A 20,615-nucleotide genomic window follows, 5' to 3' on the forward strand; every position below is an offset into this window, starting at 1 on the left:
CGGCCGCTGGTTCCGGGCCGGCCCCGCGCGGGTCCGGCCCTGCGGTCGGCCCGGTGCTGGACCGGCAGCCCCCCAACGCCGTGCGGTCCCGGTTTGTGCCCGCCCGCAGGACACCGGGGACGGCGGCGCGCGGACCGGCCCGGGACGGGCCCGTACGGGCCGGTCTGGGGGCGGAGCGCTGGAGGTTACCCTGCGGCCCGTGTCGAGTGCCGTGGGAGCCGATCCCGCCGTCGTCGGTCCGTACCTCGCCTCCGTCCTCGCGGACGAGCGCTGGCGCGAGGTGACCGTCGACCTCATCGCCGCGGGCATGTCCAACCTCACCTACGTCGTCACCCCGGCCGGCGGTACGGCCGACGACGCCGTGATCCTGCGGCGCCCGCCGACCGGCGCGGTCCTCGCGACGGCGCACGACATGGCCCGCGAGCACCGGGTGATCAGCGCGCTCGGGCCCACCGCCGTGCCGGTGCCGCGGACGCTGCACCTGTGCACCGACACCGACGTGCTCGGCGCGCCCTTCTACGTCATGGAGCGGGTGGTCGGCCTGCACGTCGTCGACGAGATCCCGCCCGGCTACGCCGACGAGCCCGCGCAGCGCCGGCGGATCGGCGACGGGCTCGTCGACGTGCTCACCGACCTGCACGCCGTCGACCCCGAGGCGGTGGGGCTCGGCGACTTCGGCCGGCCCGAGGGCTTCCTCGCCCGCCAGGTGCGCCGCTGGAGCAAGCAGTGGGACGCCACCCGCGACCGCGACCGCCCGCACATGGACGCCCTGGCGGCCCGGCTGGCCGACACCGTCCCCACCACGCAGCGGACCGGCATCGTCCACGGCGACTACCGGCTCGACAACTGCCTGCTCGACCCGGAGCGGCCCGGCGGCATCCGGGCGGTCCTCGACTGGGAGATGTCGACGCTGGGCGACCCGCTCACCGACATCGGGATGCTGTTCGTCTACTGGCCCGAGGCCGGCGAGACGCGGCCGGTGCTCAGCCCGGTGACGACCCTGCCGGGCTTCCCGACCCGCCGGGAGATCGCGCAGCGCTACGCCGAGCGCAGCGGCGTCGACCTCGCCGACCTGCACTGGTACGTCGGGTTCGCCTTCTTCAAGTTCGCGGCGATCGTCGCCGGCATCGTCGCCCGCTCGGCGGCCGGCGCGATGGCGGGCAAGGACACCTCCGGCTACGCCGACCGCATCGACCCGTGCGTCGAGCTGGGACGCGCCGCGCTGGAGGACGGTGTCCTCTGAGGCCCGCGACCGCCCCTAGACTCCGCGCGACCCGCCGGTCCGGTCCAGGTGGGCGCCGAGGAGGACGAGCGTGAGCACCACCACCGACAGCCCTCCGGCCCGGCCGCGCAGGGACCGCCGCCCGGTGGGGCCGCTGGTCTTCCTCCTCGTGCTCGCCCTCGCCGCGCTCGGGGTGTGGTGGAAGGTCCTGTCCGACGAGGGGGCACGGGCCGAGGCCGACGAGGCCGCCTGCGCCACCGCCGCCGAGGCGCCGCCGTCGCTGGACCCGGGCACCGTGTCGGTGCGGGTGTTCAACGCCACCGACCGCGCCGGGCTGGCCAACGAGGTCGCCGCCCAGCTGCAGCAGCGCGGGTTCGTCGTCGACGAGATCGCCAACGACAGCAGCGACCGGGAGGTCACCGGCACCGGGGAGGTCCGGCACGGCCCGCGCGGCAGCGAGGCCGCCCGCTTCCTGGCCCTGTTCCTGCCGGGCGCCGGCTCCTTCCAGGACACCCGCGCCGACGCCCGGGTCGACCTGGTCGTCGGCCCGGACTTCACCGAGCTGACCCCGCCCGACCAGGTCGCGTCGACGCTCAGCCCGATCGCCAGCGCCGAGGCCGCCTGCTCCGAGCCCGTCTAGTCGAAGGACCCCCTCGCCCCCCACCGTGCCCTGCAAGGGGACCCGCGCGTCACCAGGGGGCGTGCAGGCGGTCGAGCAGCGCCAGGAGCGGCCCGGCCACGGTCTCCGGGGCGACGACGGCCATGGGCTCGGCGAACGGCCGGCCGCGCAGCCCGGCGACGACCAGGCCCGCCTCCGCGGCCACCAGTCCGGCGGCCGCGTGGTCCCACGGCTTGAGGTCGAGCTCGTAGTAGGCGTCGACCCGGCCGGCCACCGCCGAGCACATGTCCAGCGACGAGCAGCCGGCCCGGCGGATGTCGCGCACCTCGGGCAGCAGCTGCGCGACGACCGCCCCCTGTGCCCGGCGCTGCTCCGCGCGGTAGCCGAACCCGGTGGCGACGAGGGTGTGGCCGAGGGACGGCGGCCGCGTGCCGGTGAGCCGCACCGGCGTCGGGTCGGCGGCCGCCGTCAGGAACGCGCCGCCGCCCCGGGTGGCCGTGAACAGGTCCCCGCTGGGGACGTCGAGGACCGCGCCGGCCACCGGGACGCCGTCGACCTGCGCGGCGATGGACACCGCGTAGGGGCGCAGCCCGTAGAGGAAGTTGACCGTCCCGTCGATCGGGTCGACCACCCAGCGCACCCCGGAGGTGCCCGCGCGGTCGGCCCCCTCCTCACCGAGCAGGCCGTCGTCGGGCCGGGCGCCCAGCAGCCGGCCGGTGATCAGCCGCTCGGAGGCGGTGTCGACCGCGGTGACGACGTCGGTCGGGCTGGACTTGACGTCGACGGCGGCCGCGGCCCGGCCCCGCTCGCGGGTGATCAGGTCCGCCGCCTCCCGGGCGGTGGCGACGGCGAGGTCGAGCAGGTCGGCGGGGGACGCGGCAGCACTCACCCGGGCGATCCTGCCCGAGCACCGGGCGCGACCACGGCGCCGGTCACTAGGGTGACCGGCGTGCAGGGGTTCGGCGTGGACATCGGCGGCAGCGGCATCAAGGGGTGCCTGGTCGACCTCGAGGAGGGGGCGCTGATCGGCGAGCGGATCCGCGTCGAGACACCGAGGCCCTCGGTGCCCGAGGCCGTCTACGAGGTGGTCACGGGCATCGTGTCGTCCTTCGGCTGGACGGGGCGGGTCGGCTGCACCTACCCGGGGGTCATGAAGAAGGGCGTCGCGCACACCGCGGCCAACATGGACCCGAGCTGGATCGGCACCGACGTCGACGCCGGGCTCACCGCGCTGGTGCCCGGGTCGGTCGAGACGCTCAACGACGCCGACGCCGCCGGGCTGGCCGAGATGCGCTACGGCGCCGGCCGCGGGCACGACGGCGTCGTCCTGCTGCTGACCTTCGGCACCGGCATCGGCAGCGCGCTGTTCGTCGACGGGCACCTGGTGCCCAACACCGAGTTCGGCCACATCCAGGTCGACGGCGAGGACGGCGAGCGCCGGGCCTCGGCCGCGGCGCGCGAGCGCGAGGACCTGTCCTACCCGGCCTGGGCGGCCCGCGTGGACCGCTACCTCGACGTCCTGGAGGCCGGCGTGTGGCCGGACCTGATCATCGTCGGCGGCGGGGTGAGCAAGAAGGCGCACAAGTGGGTGCCGCTGCTGAGCACGCGCACCCCGGTGGTGCCGGCGCAGCTGCAGAACGACGCGGGGATCGTGGGCGCCGCCCTCGCCGCTGCGGAGCGGATCGAGTCGCGCGGGACCGAGGCACCGGTCGAGCCCTGACCCGACCGCCCCCTCCGGGCGAGGGGATGCGGCTCGAGTCGCTGGTCACACGGCGTCACGTCGCTACAATGGAGGAGTCCCAGCCCGTCACCACCCAGCCGGGAGTCATCCCCCCTCCGCGTCGCGGCCAAACACCGCGCCGGTCCCTGGGACTCCCCGCTCCGCGGCCGACGGCCGGGGCCGCTACCCGGGAGCCGGTCCGCTCCCGGGGAACGCACCCAGCACGGGAAGGAACCTGAGTGCCCGCCGACAAGCCTGCACCGGACACCGACGCCGCGAGCAGCACCCGCTCCCGGACGGTGGCCGCGAGCACCCGGCCCTCCCGGACCAGCGCCTCCGTGGGAGTCGCCGACGGCACGGCCGCCAAGCCCGCCGCCACCCGGAAGAGGGCCCCGGCCAAGACGGCCGCGAAGAGCACCACCCAGGGCACCACCAAGCCGAGCATCGCCCCCTCCCCGGGCGCCGGTGAGGGGGCGGTGCTGACCGCCGTCGCCACCGACGACTCCGCCGTCGCGGTGATCGACGCCGGCGCCGAGGGCCTGACCCTCGACGAGGCCGTCGTCGCCGGTCCCGACGGGGCCGAGGCCGCCGAGGCCCCCGCCGTCGTCGAGGAGACCACCGAGGGCGGCCCCGACTTCGAGTGGGACGACGAGGAGGAGTCCGAGGCGCTGCGGCAGGCCCGCAAGGACGCCGAGCTCACCGCCTCGGCCGACTCCGTCCGCGCGTACCTCAAGCAGATCGGCAAGGTCGCGCTCCTCAACGCCGAGGAGGAGGTCGACCTCGCCAAGCGCATCGAGGCCGGGCTCTACGCCGCCGAGCGGATGCGCCAGGTCGAGGAGGAGGGCCAGAAGCTCTCCCCGCAGATGCGCCGCGACCTCAACTGGATCATCCGCGACGGCGAGCGCGCGAAGAACCACCTGCTGGAGGCCAACCTCCGCCTCGTGGTGTCCCTGGCCAAGCGCTACACGGGCCGCGGCATGGCGTTCCTGGACCTCATCCAGGAGGGCAACCTCGGCCTGATCCGCGCGGTCGAGAAGTTCGACTACACCAAGGGCTACAAGTTCTCCACCTACGCCACCTGGTGGATCCGGCAGGCCATCACCCGCGCCATGGCCGACCAGGCCCGCACCATCCGCATCCCGGTGCACATGGTCGAGGTCATCAACAAGCTCGGCCGCATCCAGCGCGAACTGCTCCAGGACCTGGGCCGCGAGCCCACCCCGGAGGAGCTGGCCAAGGAGATGGACATCACCCCGGACAAGGTGCTGGAGATCCAGCAGTACGCCCGGGAGCCGATCAGCCTCGACCAGACCATCGGCGACGAGGGCGACAGCCAGCTCGGTGACTTCATCGAGGACTCCGAGGCGGTCGTCGCCGTCGACGCGGTCAGCTTCACCCTGATGCAGGACCAGCTGACCAGCGTGCTGCAGACGCTGTCGGAGCGGGAGGCCGGCGTCGTCCGGCTGCGGTTCGGCCTCACCGACGGTCAGCCGCGGACGCTCGACGAGATCGGCCAGGTCTACGGGGTGACCCGGGAGCGGATCCGGCAGATCGAGTCGAAGACGATGTCGAAGCTGCGCCACCCCAGCCGTTCCCAGGTGCTGCGCGACTACCTCGATTGACGCGCCGGTCCCGCGCAGAGGCCCCGACCCCCCGAGGGTCGGGGCCTCTGCGCGTCCGGGGACCCGAGATGCGGGCCGCCCGCCTGCGCCGGATCATCTCCGCAACGCCGCTCAGGGGCTCGACGAGCCGGGCGGTCGTCGTCCTCCCGAGGTCGCCGTGACGGCGTCGCCCGGGCCGACACACGGAGGTCCGTGCGGTGGACTTCATCGAGCAGCACCTGATCGCCCCCGTCTCGGACGTGCTGTGGACCTACGTGCTCGTCTACGTCCTGCTCGGGGTGGGTCTCTACTTCGGGATCCGGACACGCTTCGTCCAGGTGCGGATGTTCGGCCGCATGATCCGGCAGATCACCTCCTCGAGGAGTGGCTCGGAGGGCGGGATCTCGTCCTTCCAGGCCTTCTGCGTCGGCCTGGCCTCGCGGGTGGGGACGGGGAACATCGCCGGCGTGGCCATCGCGCTCACCCTCGGTGGCCCCGGAGCGATCTTCTGGATGTGGGTCGTCGCCCTGGTGGGGATGGCGACCGCGCTCATCGAGGCGACGCTGGCGCAGATCTTCAAGATCCCGGCCGGTGACGGCAGCTTCCGCGGTGGCCCGGCCTTCTACATCGAGCGCGGCCTGGGCTCCCGGCGCGGGGGGATCCTCTTCGCCGTCCTGCTGATCTTCACGTTCGGCATCGCGTTCAACATGGTGCAGGCCAACACGATCAGCGACGTGCTGGCCGGCGGGCACGGGGTCGGCGAGTGGTGGTCCGCGGTCCTGCTCATGGTCCTCACCGCCTCGGTGGTGTTCGGCGGGGTCCGTCGCATCGCGCGGGTGGCCGAGTGGCTCCTCCCGGCGATGGCGCTGGCCTACGTCCTCCTCGCCGCCGTCATTATCGCGCTCAACGTGACGCAGGTGGGCGCTGTCCTCGGCCAGATCTTCTCGGCGGCCTTCGGCGTCGGCGAGGCAGCCGCCGGGATCACGGGTGGTCTCGCGGCGGCGCTGCTCAACGGCGCCAAGCGGGGACTGTTCTCCAACGAGGCGGGGATGGGCAGCGCCCCCAACGCGGCGGCGACCGCGACCACCAGCCACCCGGTGAAGCAGGGGCTGGTCCAGTCCCTCGGCGTCTTCGTCGACACGATCATCGTGTGCTCGGCGACGGCCTTCATCATCCTGTTCGCCGGATCGGCGGTGTACCGGCCCGGTGAGACCACGGAGGGGGCGTCCCTCACCCAGGCCGCGGTGGCCCACGAGCTGGGCAGCGGGACCACCTGGATCATGAGCGTCCTGATCTTCGTCTTCGCGTTCTCCTCGGTGCTCGGGAACTACTCCTACGCCGAGGTGAACATGACCTTCCTGCGCGCCCGGCCCGTGGCGCTGACGGTGTTCCGGGTCCTGGTCGTGGCCGTGGTGGGTGCCGGGGCGCTGCTCGAGCTGGCGACCGTGTGGGCACTGGCCGACGTCGCCATGGGCTTCATGGCGCTGGTCAACCTGGTGGCCCTGGTGCTGCTCGGCCGGTGGGCCCTCGGAGCGCTGCGCGACTACGAGCGCCAGGTGCGGGCCGGGCAGGACCCCGTCTTCCGCACCACCGACAACCCCGACCTGCCAGGGACCGTGACCGACAGCGTGTGGGGCTCCGACCGGACCGCCCGGTCCGCCGGACGCAGCGTCTGACGCCGTGCCCGGGTGTGTCACCCGCGTTGCGGGATGGTCACGATCTCACCCCAGTGGGCGGACGGGGCGGTGTACCGCGGCACCTGCCGGGTAGAGCGCGTAGCGTGGAGGTCGTAGAGACAGCAGCGGACCCACGGCCGGAGACCACCCGGCGCACAGGCACCACCCGGCACCATCCCGAGACAGACCGGCACCACCCAGTGACGTCCCTGCTGAACCCCCCCACCAGTCCCAGCGGCCACCGGCTCACCACTCCCGGCGAGTCGACCGCAGTGACGGGAGGCACGGGAACAGAGAGGTCCATCCTGGCGCTGTGCTGGAGGCCGATCCGCAGCCGCGGGTCCGTGCGGTAGAGAGCGAGTGATGACCCAGATGACCCAGACGCTGACGACGACCCCCGCCGCCGACGACCTGGTCGTTCCCTTCCACTGCGACCGGTGTGGCGCGCTGGCCAAGGTGCGTGTCGTGCTCGCCAGCGGTAGCGACCTCGTCTTCTGCGGGCACCACGCTCGCGAGTACGAGTCCAAGCTCCGCGACATCGCCGTCGACATCATCGAGACAGACGGCGAGCAGCGCCTCGCGCACTGAATGAGGCGCTATCGTCGCTCCCCGCGATGATGCCCTCACCCGACGCCGCCGCCGGTGTCCCCGATCCGCTTCCCGCGGACGGGGACCCGGCGGCTCCGTCGTTCCCGGGGACCCCCGGTCGACGGCGACCCGAGGAACCCCCGATGCCGCAACACCCTGCTCCCTCCCCTGCGCCGGGGACCGCCGCTCCCGGCGGCTTCTCCGACGACACCCGCCCGGTCCCGCGCGACCGCGGCCCGGTCGGCCCGGCCACGCCTCCGCCGCCGGCGGTCCCGACCGCCAGGCCGGCGGAGCAGCCCGCCCCCGAGGACCTCCCGCCGGCCGGTGCCGCGACCGCGGTGCCCGCGGACGCACGGACCGAGGCCGCCGCCACCGAGGTGACCGAGGACGGCACGGCCGACGACGACGCGCCGGCGGCCGCTCCGGACACCGCCGGCACCGACGCGGCCCCGGCACCCGACCCCGCGCACGACACGGTGGTGCTCACCGGCGGCCCGGCGACGGACGCTCCGGCGACGCGCACCACCGAGGCCACCCCACCGGCCACCGGGACCAGTGCACCGGCCACCACCGCCCCGGACACCGACGCCAGCGCCCCGGACACCGACGCCCCGGACACCGACGCCTCGGACACCGTCTCCCTCGGCGCCCCGGTGCCCGCCGCCGCTCCTGCGGAGACCGTCACCGACGGACCGCCCCGGACGGCAGGCGGCTCCACCGGCACCGACGGCCCGGGTCCCGGCGGCCCCGGCAGCGCCCCGGCCCCGCGTCGCCCGTGGTGGCGCCGTCCCGCCGCGCTGGTCCCCGCCGGGCTGCTGGCCGTCCTCGGCCTCGGCTACGGCGTCGACCTGCTCGTCGCCGGGGACGACGTCCCCCGCAACACCGTCGTCGCCGGCGTCGACATCGGCGGGCTGTCCCGCGCGAGCGCGGCCACGGAGCTCGAGGAGCGGCTGGCGCCGCGGGTCGCCGCCGACCACGTCGTCGTCGCCGACGACGTCGAGACGACCCTCTCCCCCGCCACCGCGGGTATCGCCCTGGACGTCGACGCGACCCTCGACGCCGCCGACGACCAGCCGCTGAACCCCTGGACGCGGCTGGTCTCGGTGTTCAGCGAGCGGGAGGTCGCACCGGTCATCACCGGCGAGGACACCGCGCTGGCCGCGCAGGTCGACACGATCGCCACCCAGGTGGACCGCCCACCGGTCGACGCGACCATCACCCTCGAGGGCACCACCCCCTCGGTGGTCGAGCCCGCCGACGGCCGCACGCTCGACCGCGAGGGCGCCGCCGACGCCATCTCCACCGCGCTCGCCTCCGGCGGGGACCCGCAGACCCCGATCGAGCTGCCGGTCGACGTCGAGCCGGTGCGGGTGGGCAGCGAGGAGGCGCAGCGCGTCCTCGACGAGACCGTCACGCCGGGGCTGGCCGCTCCCGTGACCGTCAGCAGCCAGGACGGCGCCGTGTCGGTCGAGATCCCGGCGCAGGCGATCGCCGCCTCGCTGACCTTCACGCCCGAGGACAGCGGCGAGCTGACCGTCGCCGTCGACCCCGCCGCCCTGCAGACGGCGATGGGCGAGGAGTTCGCGGCGTTCGGCACCCCCGCCGAGGACGCCCGCTTCGAGGTCTCCGGCGGCTCCGTGCGCGTCGTGCCCTCGGTCGACGGCACCGGCGTCGACCCGGCCGCGCTGGCCGGCCAGCTGCTCGCCGTGCTGCCCGACCCCGCGCCGCGGACGGTCACCGCCGAGCTGGGGCCCGTCCCGGCCGAGCTGACCACCCAGGAGGCCGAGGCGCTCGGCATCCGCGAGGAGGTCAGCTCCTTCACGACGACGACGGGGAACAACGCCAGCGGCACCAACATCCGCGTCGTGGCCGGGGAGGTCGACGGCGCGCTGGTGCTGCCCGGCGAGACCTTCAGCCTCAACGAGTACACCGGCCCGCGCGGCACCGCGCAGGGCTACGTGCCGGCCAACGTGATCAGCGGTGGCGAGCTGTCGACCGCGGTGGGCGGCGGCATCAGCCAGTTCGCCACGACGATGTTCAACGCCGTCTTCTTCGCCGGCCTCGAGGACGTCTACCACAAGCCGCACAGCTTCTACATCAGCCGCTACCCGGCCGGCCGGGAGGCGACCGTGTACGAGGGCCAGATCGACCTGCAGTGGCGCAACGACACCGACACGGGGATCTACGTCGACACCCAGTGGACGCCCGCCTCCTCCGGCGGGTCGATCACCGTCACCTTCTACGGGACCAAGCGCTACGAGGTCGAGGCGATCGAGGGTGCGCGCCGCAACGTCCGGACGCCGGCCGTGCAGGAGAAGGTCGACGACGGCGACTGCATCCCCCAGGGCGGGGCGCCGGGCTTCGACATCACCGTGACCCGCGTCTTCCGCGACCTGCAGTCGGGGGCCGAGGTGCGCCGGGAGACGTTCGAGACCACCTACGCGGCCGAGGCGGTCATCCGCTGCGTGGCCCCGCCGGCCGAGAACGAGAGCGGCGGCGAGCCGGGCGGCGACGAGCCGGACGCCGACACGCCACCGGCCGAGCCGACCGCCTGAGCACCTCCCCGACCGGAGGACACCGGGGCCTCCGACCGTCGGCCGACGGCCGATGCCCGGCGACGGCGTGCACACTGGCCTGGTGAGCACCGTGCGGGCCGGCGGGCCGTCCCGCACCGGCGGGGCGGCCGGGGACGGCGTCGTCCCCCTTCCCCCGGCGACGGCCACTCCCCCGGCTCCGGCGCCCGCAACGGATCGGGCGACGGCTCCGGCGACGGCTCCGGCGGGGATCCCGCCGACGGCACCGGACTCCGGGGCGACCCGCGCCGAGGTGGCACAGCCGGGCCGGCTCGACCACTGGCCGCCGGTGGTCCGGGTGCCACTGCAGGTGCTCGGCCGCACGGTGTCCAAGGCCTGGAAGGACCGCATCCTCGGCCTGTCCGGGGAGGCCGCCTTCTGGCAGATCCTGTCGGTGCCGCCGCTGCTCATCGCGCTGCTGGGGTCACTGGGCTTCCTCGGGTCCTGGATCGGCACCGACTCCGTCCAGACGATCGAGGACACCCTGGTCGACGCCTCGAGCGAGGTCCTGACCGCCGACGTCGTCGACTCCCTCGTGCGGCCCACCCTGAGCGACATCCTCGGCTCCGGCCGGCTCGACGTCGTCAGCCTCGGCTTCCTCATCACCCTGTGGGCCGGGTCGTCGGCGACGGCGACCTTCATGAACACGATCGTCATCGCCTACGACCAGCGCGACGTCCGCGGGCCGATCGCCACCCGGTTCATGGCGCTGTGGCTGTTCGTCGTGGGGCTGCTGCTGGCGGTGCTCATGCTGCCGCTGCTCGTCCTCGGCCGTGGAGTGCTCGTGGCGCTGATGCCGCAGGACTGGCAGGCCACCGCGACCACGCTGGTCAACGCGGTCTACTGGCCGCTGGTGGTCGTGGGCCTCGTGCTGGCGCTCACGAGCTTCTACCACGTGGTCCTGCCGCGGCGGCTGCCCTGGCACCGGCACCTGCCCGGGACCCTGCTGGCCGTCGGCTTCTTCATGGTGGCCGCGACGGTGCTGCGCCTGTACGTCTCCGACATCCTGGTGGCGGCGCTGCCCTACGGGGCGCTGGCGACCCCGATCGCGGCCCTGCTGTTCCTGTTCTTCTTCGGCATGGCCGTGCTGCTGGGCGCCGAGCTCAACGCGGCCGTCCAGGAGCGCTGGCCGGCCCCGCTGCGCCGGCACACCCGCCGGGCGCAGCGCCGCCGCGCCGCCGAGCTGGACGCCGAGGCGAGGCGCCTCGGCCTCAGGTGACGTGCTGAGACGGCCCCCTCGCAGGGTCCCGCCGCGAGCCTCGTCACGTGCTGTAACGGCCACCCTTCAGGGGCCCGCGCCGAGCCTGCGAGGCGTGGGGGGAAGGGTGGTCCTTCCACTACTTCTTGAGCTGCTCGTAGACCTCCTTGCAGGCCGGGCACACCGGGCTGCCGGGCTTCGGGGACTTCGTCACCGGGAAGACCTCGCCGCACAGCGCCTCGACCAGCGTCCCCATGACCGCGCTCTCAGCGATCTTGTTCTTGCGGACGTAGTGGAAGACCTCGTTGGCGTTGCCGGTGTCGCCCTCGCGGACGTCGGGCTTCTCGAGGAGGTCGGACTGGCTCACGGGCTGCTCCCAGGCTCGGGCGACGGGGCCGGACGGGCCGGCTCCGAGGGTGCGGCCGGGCGCCGGCCGCCTGCCCTCCATGATGGCAGGGTGAGCGCCGAGCCCCGTCATGCCGCCGCCCCCGCCGACCTGACCCTGTCCCCGGAGGTCGCCGAGGCGCTCGACGCCGGGGCGCCGGTCGTGGCCCTGGAGAGCACGCTGCTCGCCCACGGCCTCCCCCGGCCGGACAACCGCGCTGCCGCCGACGAGGTGGAGGCCGCGGTCCGGGCCGGGGGCGCGGTGCCCGCGACGATCGCGGTGCTCGACGGCGTCCCCCACGTCGGGCTGACACCGGCGCAGGTCGACCGGGTGTGCGAGGACCCGGACCTCGCCAAGCTCGGCGTCCGGGACCTGCCGGTGGCCTCGGCGCTGCGCCTGTCCGGCGCCACCACCGTCTCGAGCACCGCGCTGCTCGCCGCGGCCGCCGGGATCGGCGTCTTCGCCACCGGCGGCCTCGGCGGCGTGCACCGGCAGTCGGCGGAGACCTTCGACGAGTCCGCCGACCTCACCGCGCTGTCCCGGACGTCGCTGGCCGTCGTCTGCGCGGGCGTGAAGTCGATCCTCGACGTCCCGGCCACGCTGGAGCGGATGGAGAGCCTGTCGATCACCGTCGTCGGCTACCGGACGACGACGTTCCCCGGCTTCTACGTCGCCGACTCCGGCTCGTCGCTGGACTGGTCGGTCGACAGCCCCGAGCAGGCCGCCGCGGTGCTCGCCGCCCGCCGCGACCTGACGCCGGGCGCGGTGGTGGTGGCCAACCCGCTGCCGGCCGACGAGCAGCTCGACCCCGACCTGCACGACCGGGTCATCGCCGGCGCGCTCGCCGCGGCCGAGGACGCCGGGGTGCGCGGCAAGGCGGTCACGCCGTTCGTCCTCGACCACCTGCACCGGGCCAGCGAGGGCGCGACGCTCGCCGTCAACGTGCGGCTGGTGCTGCGCAACGCCGAGCTGGCCGGGCGGATCGCCGCGGCGCTCGCGGGGGCGGCGCGCTGAGCCCGCGCCCGGTGGTCGTCGTCGGCGACCTGGCCACCGACGTCGTCGCGGTGCTGTCCGGGGAGCCGGCACCCGGCTCGGACCGGCCGGCCACGATCCGCAGCCGTGGCGGCGGGGCGGGCGCCAACGTCGCCGTGCACCTGACCGCGCTCGGCGTGCCGGTCGTCCTGGCCGGCTGCGTGGGCGACGACGCCTCGGGGGCCGCGCTGGTCGCCGAGCTCACCGCCGCGGGGGTCGGGCTCGCGGTGCGCACGGTGCCGGGTGCGGCCAGCGGCACCATCGTCAGCCTGGTCGAGCCCGGTGGGCAGCGCAGCATGCTCGCCGACCGCGGCGCCAACTTCGACCTGCGCGCGGACGACGTCCCCTCCCCTGGGCCCGAAGGGCACCTGCACCTGTCGGGCTACACGCTGCTCGACGCCCGGCCCCGCGCTGCCGGGCTGGCGGCGCTGGCCGCGGCCCGGTCGGCGGGGTGCACCGTCTCGCTGGACCCCGCCTCCACCGGCCCGCTGCGCGGCTACGGGGTGGACCGGTGGCTCGCCGACACCGCCGGGGTGGACCTGCTGCTGCCCAACGCCGACGAGGCCCGGCTGCTCACCGGCTGCGCGGACGTGGCCGACGCCGCCCGGGCGCTGGCCCGCCGGCACGCCGCGGTGGCGGTGACCCTCGGCGCCGACGGTGCGCTGTGGGCCTCGGGCGGGGAGCTGCTGCACCGCCCGGCCCGGCCGGCCGACGTCGTCGACACCACCGGCGCCGGTGACGCCTTCACGGCGGGCCTGCTCTCGGTGTGGACGGCCGGTGGGGACCCGGCCGCGGCGCTCGACGCCGGCCTCGAACGGGCCGCCGCCGTCGTGGGGCGGCCCGGGGCCCGCTGAGCCCCGTGCCGCCGCAGGGCGTCAGCCGTCGATGACGCGGCCGCCCTCGATGACCCGCCGTTCACGCGGCGGTGCCTCGAGGATCCGGTCGGGCCGCGGCGGCACGTACCGGTTGGCGTCGACCTTCTTCTTCGGCGGCCGGTCGTTGGCCATGACGACGGCGATCCAGGGCAGGATCGTGCCGAGGACCGCGAAGATGAGCATCAGCCACACGGTCTGGTAGAACACCGCGGCGAGCACCAGGCTGATCCCGCGGACGGCCATGGTGAGGACGTAGCGCTTCTTCCGGGCGGCGTGTTGTTCGACCAGGCTGGGCTCCGCCTGGGTGATCAGCACCGGCTCGGCCCTGCGGGCTCGCGCGGACTGCTGGCTCGAGGCCACGTGCACCCATCCCTCCGCGGATCGGGACAGAGACGGCACGGTGTCGCCTGTGCGGGCCGGTTGTCCGCCATCCGATGGTGGGCAACCCGGCATTCCCCGGTCCGGCTTCCATCGTGCCACCGTCCGGGGATCGGTGCTCGTGCCTGCGCGGACGATCCGGTGCCGCTCGACGGTGCAGCTCAGCCCGTCGCCGAGGCGGCCTTCGCCGCTGCCTTGGCCGCCTGCTTCGCGGCCCGGACCTCGGCGAGCGACTCCGGCCCGGTGATGTCGGCGACCGACCGCCGCGAGCCCTCCTCGCCGTAGGAGCCGGCCGCCTCCTGCCACCCGGGTGGGGTCACCCCGTACTGCTTGCCCAGCAGCGCGACGAGGATCTTCGCCTTCTGCGCGCCGAAGCCGGGCAGCTCGCCGATGCGGCGCAGCAGCGTGGTGCCGTCGGGGACGTCGGCCCAGAGCGCGTCGGCGCGGCCGTCGTACCGCTCGACGAGCAGCCGGCACAGGGCCTGGGTGCGTGCGGCCATCGACCCGGGGTAGCGGTGCACGGCCGGCGGTCCCTGGAACCAGGCGAGCAGCGCGTCGGGATCGGCGTCGGCGAGGCCGGCCGCCGAGAGGGTGGCCGTGTCGTCGAGGCCCATGCGGTCGGCGAGCAGCCGCGGGCCGGCGAAGGCGCGCTCCATCGGAAACTGCTGGTCGAACAGCATGCCCAGCACCAGCGCGAGCGGGTCGCGGCCGAGCAGCTCGTCGGCGCGTGGGTCCTGGGTGAGGCGCAGGTCGGGCACCCGGGCAGTGTGCCGCACCTGCGCGGCCGTTTCGGTGCTCAGTCCCTGACGCTGGGTGAGTCGGCGGATCGATCGGTGTGCGCCGTTCCCGACGGTCTGGTGCCGACCCGCCGGCGTCGGCATGATGCCGACCCGTTCGCGATGAACGACAGCAGGGCCTGACGAGGACCGGCCCCGACCTCCAGGACTCGACCCTCGTCGACCGCACCCCAGAGGGCGGGAGGACAGGACATGACGGCTACGCGCGACACAGCCGTACAGGGGGCGAGCCGGGCCGACCGGACCGGGATCCTCGCCATGTGGATCGCCAACGGGATCTCCACGCTGGGCGGGCAGATGTCCAACGTGGCCATCCCCTGGTTCATCCTGGAGACCACCGGCAGCGCGGCCAGGACCGGGCTCGTGGCGACGGCCATCACCCTCGGCGGGGTGCTCGCCGCGGTGTTCAGCGGTCCGGTGATCGACCGGCTCGGGTTCAAGCGGTCCAGCGTCGTCACCGACGCGATCGCCGCCGTCGTGGTGGCCGCCATCCCACTGCTGCACGCCGCCGGCGTCCTGCAGTTCTGGCAGATCCTGGTCCTCGGGTTCCTCATCGCCGCGATGCAGGCACCCGGCGACACCGCCCGCTACTCCATCATGCCGGGCCTGGCCCGCCGCGCGGCCATGACCGTCGAGCGGGCCAACGCCGTCGACCGGGCGGTCAACCGGGGCGCGATGCTGGTCGGCCCGATCGCCGGCGGCGTCCTGATCGCCGTCATCGGCCCCGCGGACGTGCTGTACGTCCAGGCGGTGGCGTTCGCGGTCTCCGCGCTGCTCGTGGCCGCGCTCGTCCGTCCCGGCAGCCACGAGGAGGGCGCGGCCGCACCGGTCCGGGCAGGCCGGCACTACTGGGGCGAGCTGTCCGTCGGGTTGAGGTTCGTCGCGCACAACAGCCTGCTGCTGTCGATCGTCCTCGTCGTCTCGGTCGCCAACGCACTGGACGGCGCCCTCATCACCGTCGTGCTGCCCGTCTACGCCCGCGACGTCTGGGGCAGCCCCACCAGCCTCGGCGCGCTCACCTCCGCGATCGGCGCCGGCTCCCTGCTCGGTGCCGCCCTCTTCGGCGCGATCGGCCACCGCCTGCCCCGACGGCTCACCGTGCTGCTCGGTGGCGCCGGCGGAGCGTTGCTGCTCTACGGCGGCCTGGCGCTGACCCCGCCGCTCGGACTGATGGTCGTGCTGGTCCTGCTCGGCGGCGTCGTCGCCGGACCCATCGTGCCGCTGCTGTTCACGGTGGTGCAGACCGTCACCCCGACGGAGCTCTACGGCCGTGTCTTCGGGGCGCTGCAGTCGCTGTCGTCGGCAGCGACCCCGTTCGTCATCGCGATCGTCGGCTTCGTCGTCGAGGGCGCGGGCCTGGTGCCCACCATCGTCGGCCTCGGCGTCCTCTACCTCGCGGTCACGCTGGGCATGCTGCTCAACCCGGCCCTGCGCCGCCTCGACGACGACCGCACCTCGCCCCCGCCCGAGCAGAGCGGAGCCGGGCCGGCGCCTGACCGCACCGGGGCCGTGCGGTGACGGGCCCGGTCGACGGTGCCCCGCCGAACGGGCTTCAGCCACCGGTGCTCCTGGTCGTCGGCGGGGACCCGCGGGACGTGTCGGTCACGGCCGCGGCCCTGGAGCACCGGTTCGCGCCGGACTACCGGGTGCTGACCGCCTGCTCGGCCGCGGCCGCGCGGGCCGAGCTCGGGCGCCTGTCGCGAGCCGGGCGACAGCTCGCCCTCGTGGCCACGGACCTGCACCTCCCCGACGGCGACGGCGTCGTGCTCCTCCAGCAGGCCGCGGACCTGCACCGCGGAGCCGCCCGCCTGCTGCTCTTCGACGTGGACGAGCACCACACCCGGATCCCGTTCGGCGAGCTGCCCGCCCTGCAGCGCGCCAGCGCGCTGGGCCAGATCGACGCCTGGATGGTGAAGGGCTGGGTCAACCCCGAGGAGTGGCTCTACCCCCGGGTGCAGGAGGCCCTCAGCGCGTGGTCGAGGGCGCACCGGCCCAGCCACGTGGTCTACCGGATCGTGGGCGACGAGTGGGATCCGCGCTGCCACGACGTCCGGGACGGGCTGACGGTCAACGGCGTGCCGTTCCTCTTCCACCCGCAGGACAGCGACGCCGGTCGCCGGCTCGTGCGCGACCACGGGCTGGACGTCGGACGGCTGCCGGCGGTGATCCGCCACGACGGATCGGTGCTGTACCGGCCGTCGATGGTCGAGCTGGCCGTCTCCCACGGCATCCGGATCCGGCCCTCCGCCGAGGACTACGACCTGGTCGTCCTCGGCGCCGGGCCGGCCGGGCTGGCCGCCGCCGTCTACGGCGCGTCCGAGGGGTTGCGCACCCTGGTGCTGGAGGAGCGGGCCATCGGGGGGCAGGCCGGCACCAGCTCCATGATCCGCAACTACCTCGGGTTCCCCGGGGGCATCGGCGGCGGCGAGTTGGCCCACCGCGCCTGGCAACAGGCCACGCTGCTCGGCGCCGAGTTCGTCTTCACCCACCAGGTGACCGCGTTGAGCGGCGACGGCGACGGCGACCGGCACGTGCTCGGCTTCCACGACGGCGGTTCCGTGGCGGCCCGGGCCGTGGTCCTCGCTGCCGGCGTCCGCTACCGGCGTCTGGGCATCCCCGACCTGGACCGGCTGACCGGTGCCGGCGTCTTCTACGGCGCCGCCGGGGTGACGGCGCTGGCGGTCGCCGGCGAGGAGGTCTACGTCGTCGGCGGGGCCAACTCCGCCGGGCAGGCCGCCCTCCACCTCGCCCGGTACGCAGCACGGGTCACCCTGCTGGTGCGCGGCGGGTCCCTGGCCGCCGGCATGTCCCACTACCTCGTCCGGCAGGTCGAGGTCACGCCCAACGTCGAGGTCCGACTGCACACGCAGGTGGTGGGCGGCCGTGGCGGCAGCCGGTTGGAGGGCCTGACCCTGCAGGACCGGCGGACGCGCCGGACGGAGGAGGTGCCCGCGGCGGCCGTCTTCGTCATGGTCGGCGCCGAGCCGCGCACCGACTGGCTCGCCCCCGCGGTCCGCCTCGACGAGCACGGCTTCGTGCTCACCGGCCGTGACGTCCCCGCCTGCGACTGGCCGCTGGTCCGGGACCCGTATCCGTTCGAGACGAGCCGCCCCGGTGTCTTCGCCGCCGGCGACGTCCGCTACGGCTCGGTCAAGCGGGTCGCCGGCGCCGTCGGCGAGGGCTCGGTGACCGTCGGGTCCGTCCACCGCTACCTGACCGATCTCGCCGCCGACGCTGAGCGGGCGAGGAAGTCGGCGTCCGCGTGAACCGCCCGGGTCCACGGGTCATGCGGCCGTCGCCGGCTCGACGCCGAATGCCACCAGCACGGTCTCGACGACGGAGTCGACGTACTCACTCGTGATGGGGTCGCGGGTGATCAGCAGCCGCGTCCAGATCGGGCCGATGAGCAGGTCGATGAGGAGTTCCTGGTCCCCCGTCGGGGCGAGTTCACCGCGGGCGATCGCCAGCGCCAGGACGCGCCGGTAGGCCTGCCGGCGGGTGTGGATGACCGTGAACAGCAGGTCGGTGATCTCGGGGTGGTGACCGGCCTCGCGTAGCAGCCGGGGCACGAACTGCCCGTGACCGCGCGCGAACGTGTCCACCGCGGCGTGCAGCAACGCGTGCAGGTCACCGCGCAGGGTGCCGGAGTCCGGCACGTCGACACTCTGCAGGGCGAGCCGCTCGACCCCGGCGGCGGCGACCGCGGCCTTCGACGGCCACCGGCGCAGGATCGTGGTCTTGGCCACGCCACTACGCGCGGCGAGCTCGTCGAGGGTCAGGCCGGCGTAGCCGTGCGAGGCGAGCAGGGCGAGGACCTCGTTGAGGATGCGGGCGTCGAGGGTGGGGTCCCGGGGCCGGCCACGGGCCGAAGCCGCGGGGCCTCTGCCATGCGCCATGACCGACGACCTCTCGTTTCGAAACTTCCGGACAGGAAGTTGCAGGTCACAGGGTACTCGACACCTTTTTGGCCTTTTTACGCAACTGATGGTTGCGCAAAGAAGCGAGGCGGGACTACGGTGCCGTCATCGCAACCGCCTCGGTCAGAGGCCGTCTCGCGATCGCCGGGAGGTACGTGACGTCCGCCAGCACATCGGCCACTCCGGTCGCTGACCGCGGCGGGTGTCGGCTCCGCCGGGACACGGTGCCGGGGGCCCGTCCGGCCGTCTGACCGCGCGGCGAACGAGCCGATCCGGCTCGGGCGGACTGCGCATCACGGGGGAAGAGCACATGCCCTGTGAGGAGGAGACGTGACGGAGAACCGAACGCCCTACCCGGTCCGCGTGGACGCGTCGCTGGACGCGCCCTCCCGCGGGCTGTGGCTGGTCAAGTGGCTGCTGCTGATCCCGCACCTCGTCGTGCTGGCCTTCCTGTGGCTGGCCTTCTGGGTGGTCGGCGTGATCGCGTTCTTCGCGATCCTCTTCACCGGGCGCTATCCCCGGTCGCTGTTCGACTTCAACGTCGGCGTAATGCGCTGGTCCTGGCGGGTGCACTACTACGGCTACGGGGCCAACGGCTCCGACCGCTATCCCCCGTTCACCCTCGCCGAGGTCCCGGACTATCCGGCGCACCTGGACGTCGCCTATCCGGGACGACTCTCCCGTGGCCTGATCTTCGTCAAGTGGCTGCTCGCGATCCCGCACTACCTCGTGCTCGCGGTCTTCGTCGGGGGCGGGCTGTGGCTGACCACCCGGAACGGAACGGAGAACGGCTGGAACGACGCCTGGAGCGCCGGTGGGGGTCTGGTCGGCCTCCTGGTGCTGATCGCGGCGATCGTGCTGCTGTTCACCGGCCGCTACCCCGAACCGCTCTACGACTTCGTCCTCGGCATGGACCGGTGGGCGCTGCGGGTGGCCGCCTACACGGCGCTGATGACCGACCGCTATCCGCCGTTCCGGCTCGACCTCGGCGGCACCGACCCCGGCTCGATCCCTGTCGAGCCCCCCGGACCGCCGCCCACCGGGATGCCGGCCGCGCCGCCGCCGACTCCGGCCACCCCCGCGCGCTGACTGCGTGGGGACCGCCCGTCGCCCGAGGTGTCGATCCCTCGGGCGGCGGGTTCCGGAGGCGACGTCACCGCGGCAGCCTGGCCGCGGTGACGCGCCCTTGGCGTCCACCGGCGTGCGGGGCGACCGGCTTCACGACCGACGACTCGTGGGTCGACGTCCTCGGGGCCGTCGACGAACGCGGGCGGATCCGGCAGTCGCGCGGAGTCACGCCGTCGCCGGGGCTCCACACGCCGGGCCGGATCTGGCAACACACCCGCGGCTCGGCGCTGTTGGGCCGGGTGGGAACGACGCCGCCTTCCTCACCGAGTGCATCGCGGCCCGGTGCAGCACGAGCGGCCGACGGCCGTGATCGCTGCCGGTCGCGTCCCCGTCGGCGCACGATGCCTCGGCGGGCTGCGCACCCCGGTGCTCTGGGGCGTGGCGTGGGGCTGCCTCCCGGCCGCGTCGCCGCTGGCGTTCCCCTGGCTCGACGCGGCCACCGTCTACGCGCTCGGGCTGGCGATGACCGCCGCCGTCTACATCGGGTTCGCCGTCGCTGACGGGCGGAGCACCGTGATCGCCGTCGAGGTCTGCATCGCGTCGGTGTTCGTCGTCCTCGCGGCGGTCGGGGTGACCGGGCCGGCGTGGGTGCTCGTGGCCGGGCTGGCCGGCCACGGGGTCAAGGACCTCTGGCAGCACCGCACCGGGTTCGTGTCCGGCACCCGCTGGTGGCCGCCGTTCTGCGCCAGCGTCGACGTCGTCGCCGCCGCCCTCATCGCCGTCACGATCCTCGCGGACGTGCAGGTGGGATGGTGAACGCTTCCCGGGCGGCTGGTGCTCACGAGCGGTCCGCTCGTCGTCGTTGCTCCCGCTGACCGAGAGCTACCGCGCGATGGACGAGCGCCTCGGGCCCCTCATACTCCCCGTGGCACGTGCTGGCGAACAGCATGCCCAGTAGCAGCGCGG

General features: G+C 74.4%; 19 protein-coding genes. 14 read left to right on the top strand and 5 right to left on the bottom strand.

What is annotated here, in order from left to right; translation table 11 throughout:
- The first annotated feature begins 199 nt into the window (after positions 1-199).
- Both BM165_RS18635 and BM165_RS18640 read left to right on the top strand, forming a co-directional pair.
- Complete coding sequence (locus tag BM165_RS18635) at positions 200-1,243, top strand: phosphotransferase family protein (protein WP_075015037.1); 1,044 nt, start codon at positions 200-202, stop codon at positions 1,241-1,243.
- A 70-nt stretch (positions 1,244-1,313) separates the two neighbouring features.
- Positions 1,314-1,862, top strand: coding sequence for a LytR C-terminal domain-containing protein (locus BM165_RS18640; protein ID WP_075015038.1), 549 nt, complete (start codon positions 1,314-1,316; stop codon positions 1,860-1,862).
- A 49-nt stretch (positions 1,863-1,911) separates the two neighbouring features.
- On the opposite strand, the gene BM165_RS18645 is transcribed toward BM165_RS18640, so the two are convergent.
- Positions 1,912-2,730, bottom strand: coding sequence for an inositol monophosphatase family protein (locus BM165_RS18645; RefSeq protein WP_075015039.1), 819 nt, complete (start codon positions 2,728-2,730; stop codon positions 1,912-1,914).
- A gap of 60 nt (positions 2,731-2,790) precedes the next feature.
- Between BM165_RS18645 and ppgK the strand changes: the two genes are divergently transcribed.
- From ppgK to BM165_RS18675, 6 genes are all read left to right on the top strand, one after another.
- Positions 2,791-3,561: a polyphosphate--glucose phosphotransferase gene (gene ppgK, locus BM165_RS18650; protein ID WP_143108227.1), complete on the top strand. Its 771-nt coding sequence runs from the start codon at positions 2,791-2,793 to the stop codon at positions 3,559-3,561.
- 239 nt (positions 3,562-3,800) lie between these two features.
- Positions 3,801-5,183, top strand: coding sequence for an RNA polymerase sigma factor (locus BM165_RS18655; protein WP_075015041.1), 1,383 nt, complete (start codon positions 3,801-3,803; stop codon positions 5,181-5,183).
- 197 nt (positions 5,184-5,380) lie between these two features.
- A complete protein-coding gene (locus tag BM165_RS18660; RefSeq protein ID WP_075015042.1) occupies positions 5,381-6,838 on the top strand; it encodes an alanine/glycine:cation symporter family protein in 1,458 nt (485 codons plus the stop codon).
- 363 nt (positions 6,839-7,201) lie between these two features.
- Positions 7,202-7,426: a DUF7455 domain-containing protein gene (locus tag BM165_RS18665; protein WP_143108228.1), complete on the top strand. Its 225-nt coding sequence runs from the start codon at positions 7,202-7,204 to the stop codon at positions 7,424-7,426.
- Positions 7,427-7,569: 143 nt separating this feature from the next.
- Positions 7,570-9,981 carry a VanW family protein gene (locus BM165_RS18670; RefSeq protein ID WP_083427498.1) on the top strand — a complete coding sequence of 804 codons (2,412 nt, stop codon included), beginning with the start codon at positions 7,570-7,572 and terminating at the stop codon, positions 9,979-9,981.
- Positions 9,982-10,063: 82 nt separating this feature from the next.
- Positions 10,064-11,218 carry a YihY/virulence factor BrkB family protein gene (locus tag BM165_RS18675; RefSeq protein WP_244274321.1) on the top strand — a complete coding sequence of 385 codons (1,155 nt, stop codon included), beginning with the start codon at positions 10,064-10,066 and terminating at the stop codon, positions 11,216-11,218.
- Positions 11,219-11,336: 118 nt separating this feature from the next.
- Here BM165_RS18675 and BM165_RS18680 read toward each other — a convergent pair whose 3' ends face one another.
- Positions 11,337-11,564 (bottom strand): DUF3039 domain-containing protein, encoded by a 228-nt coding sequence (locus BM165_RS18680; RefSeq protein ID WP_075015102.1) that lies wholly within the window; start codon positions 11,562-11,564, stop codon positions 11,337-11,339.
- 90 nt (positions 11,565-11,654) lie between these two features.
- Between BM165_RS18680 and BM165_RS18685 the strand changes: the two genes are divergently transcribed.
- Positions 11,655-12,596 carry a pseudouridine-5'-phosphate glycosidase gene (locus BM165_RS18685; protein WP_177225246.1) on the top strand — a complete coding sequence of 314 codons (942 nt, stop codon included), beginning with the start codon at positions 11,655-11,657 and terminating at the stop codon, positions 12,594-12,596.
- 11 nt (positions 12,597-12,607) lie between these two features.
- Positions 12,608-13,468, top strand: a complete 861-nt coding sequence (locus BM165_RS18690) for a carbohydrate kinase family protein (protein ID WP_244274322.1) — start codon at positions 12,608-12,610, stop codon at positions 13,466-13,468.
- A gap of 21 nt (positions 13,469-13,489) precedes the next feature.
- Here the strand turns inward: BM165_RS18690 and BM165_RS18695 are convergent, their stop codons facing one another.
- Positions 13,490-13,849 carry a DUF3099 domain-containing protein gene (locus BM165_RS18695; protein WP_075015105.1) on the bottom strand — a complete coding sequence of 120 codons (360 nt, stop codon included), beginning with the start codon at positions 13,847-13,849 and terminating at the stop codon, positions 13,490-13,492.
- Between the two features lie 179 nt (positions 13,850-14,028).
- Entirely contained in the window at positions 14,029-14,625 is a 597-nt protein-coding gene (locus tag BM165_RS18700; protein ID WP_075015043.1) for an HhH-GPD-type base excision DNA repair protein, read from the bottom strand.
- A gap of 231 nt (positions 14,626-14,856) precedes the next feature.
- On the opposite strand from BM165_RS18700, the gene BM165_RS18705 reads away from it, so the two are divergent.
- Both BM165_RS18705 and BM165_RS18710 read left to right on the top strand, forming a co-directional pair.
- The gene (locus BM165_RS18705) at positions 14,857-16,182 is read left to right on the top strand and encodes an MFS transporter (RefSeq protein ID WP_075015044.1); all 1,326 of its coding nucleotides are present in this window, start codon (positions 14,857-14,859) and stop codon (positions 16,180-16,182) included.
- A 77-nt stretch (positions 16,183-16,259) separates the two neighbouring features.
- Complete coding sequence (locus BM165_RS18710; RefSeq protein WP_143108229.1) at positions 16,260-17,930, top strand: NAD(P)/FAD-dependent oxidoreductase; 1,671 nt, start codon at positions 16,260-16,262, stop codon at positions 17,928-17,930.
- Positions 17,931-17,948: 18 nt separating this feature from the next.
- Here BM165_RS18710 and BM165_RS18715 read toward each other — a convergent pair whose 3' ends face one another.
- A complete protein-coding gene (locus BM165_RS18715) occupies positions 17,949-18,560 on the bottom strand; it encodes a TetR/AcrR family transcriptional regulator (RefSeq protein WP_075015046.1) in 612 nt (203 codons plus the stop codon).
- Positions 18,561-18,911: 351 nt separating this feature from the next.
- Here BM165_RS18715 and BM165_RS18720 point away from each other — a divergent pair, with 351 nt between their 5' ends.
- Positions 18,912-19,670, top strand: a complete 759-nt coding sequence (locus BM165_RS18720) for a DUF4389 domain-containing protein (RefSeq protein ID WP_075015047.1) — start codon at positions 18,912-18,914, stop codon at positions 19,668-19,670.
- Between the two features lie 345 nt (positions 19,671-20,015).
- Positions 20,016-20,465 (top strand): hypothetical protein, encoded by a 450-nt coding sequence (locus BM165_RS18725; protein WP_143108230.1) that lies wholly within the window; start codon positions 20,016-20,018, stop codon positions 20,463-20,465.
- Positions 20,466-20,615 lie beyond the last annotated feature (150 nt).

Source organism: Geodermatophilus obscurus, assembly GCF_900115395.1.
GTDB classification, from domain to species: Bacteria; Actinomycetota; Actinomycetes; order Mycobacteriales; family Geodermatophilaceae; genus Geodermatophilus; species Geodermatophilus obscurus_B.

Excerpts from the sequence above, each read along its gene's own strand:
- BM165_RS18715 (WP_075015046.1), bottom strand. The coding sequence starts at position 18,560 with ATGGCGCATGGCAGAGGCCCCGCGGCTTCGGCCCGTGGCCGGCCCCGG.
- BM165_RS18670 (WP_083427498.1), top strand. The coding sequence starts at position 7,570 with ATGCCGCAACACCCTGCTCCCTCCCCTGCGCCGGGGACCGCCGCTCCC.
- BM165_RS18705 (WP_075015044.1), top strand. The coding sequence starts at position 14,857 with ATGACGGCTACGCGCGACACAGCCGTACAGGGGGCGAGCCGGGCCGAC.
- BM165_RS18665 (WP_143108228.1), top strand. The coding sequence starts at position 7,202 with ATGACCCAGATGACCCAGACGCTGACGACGACCCCCGCCGCCGACGAC.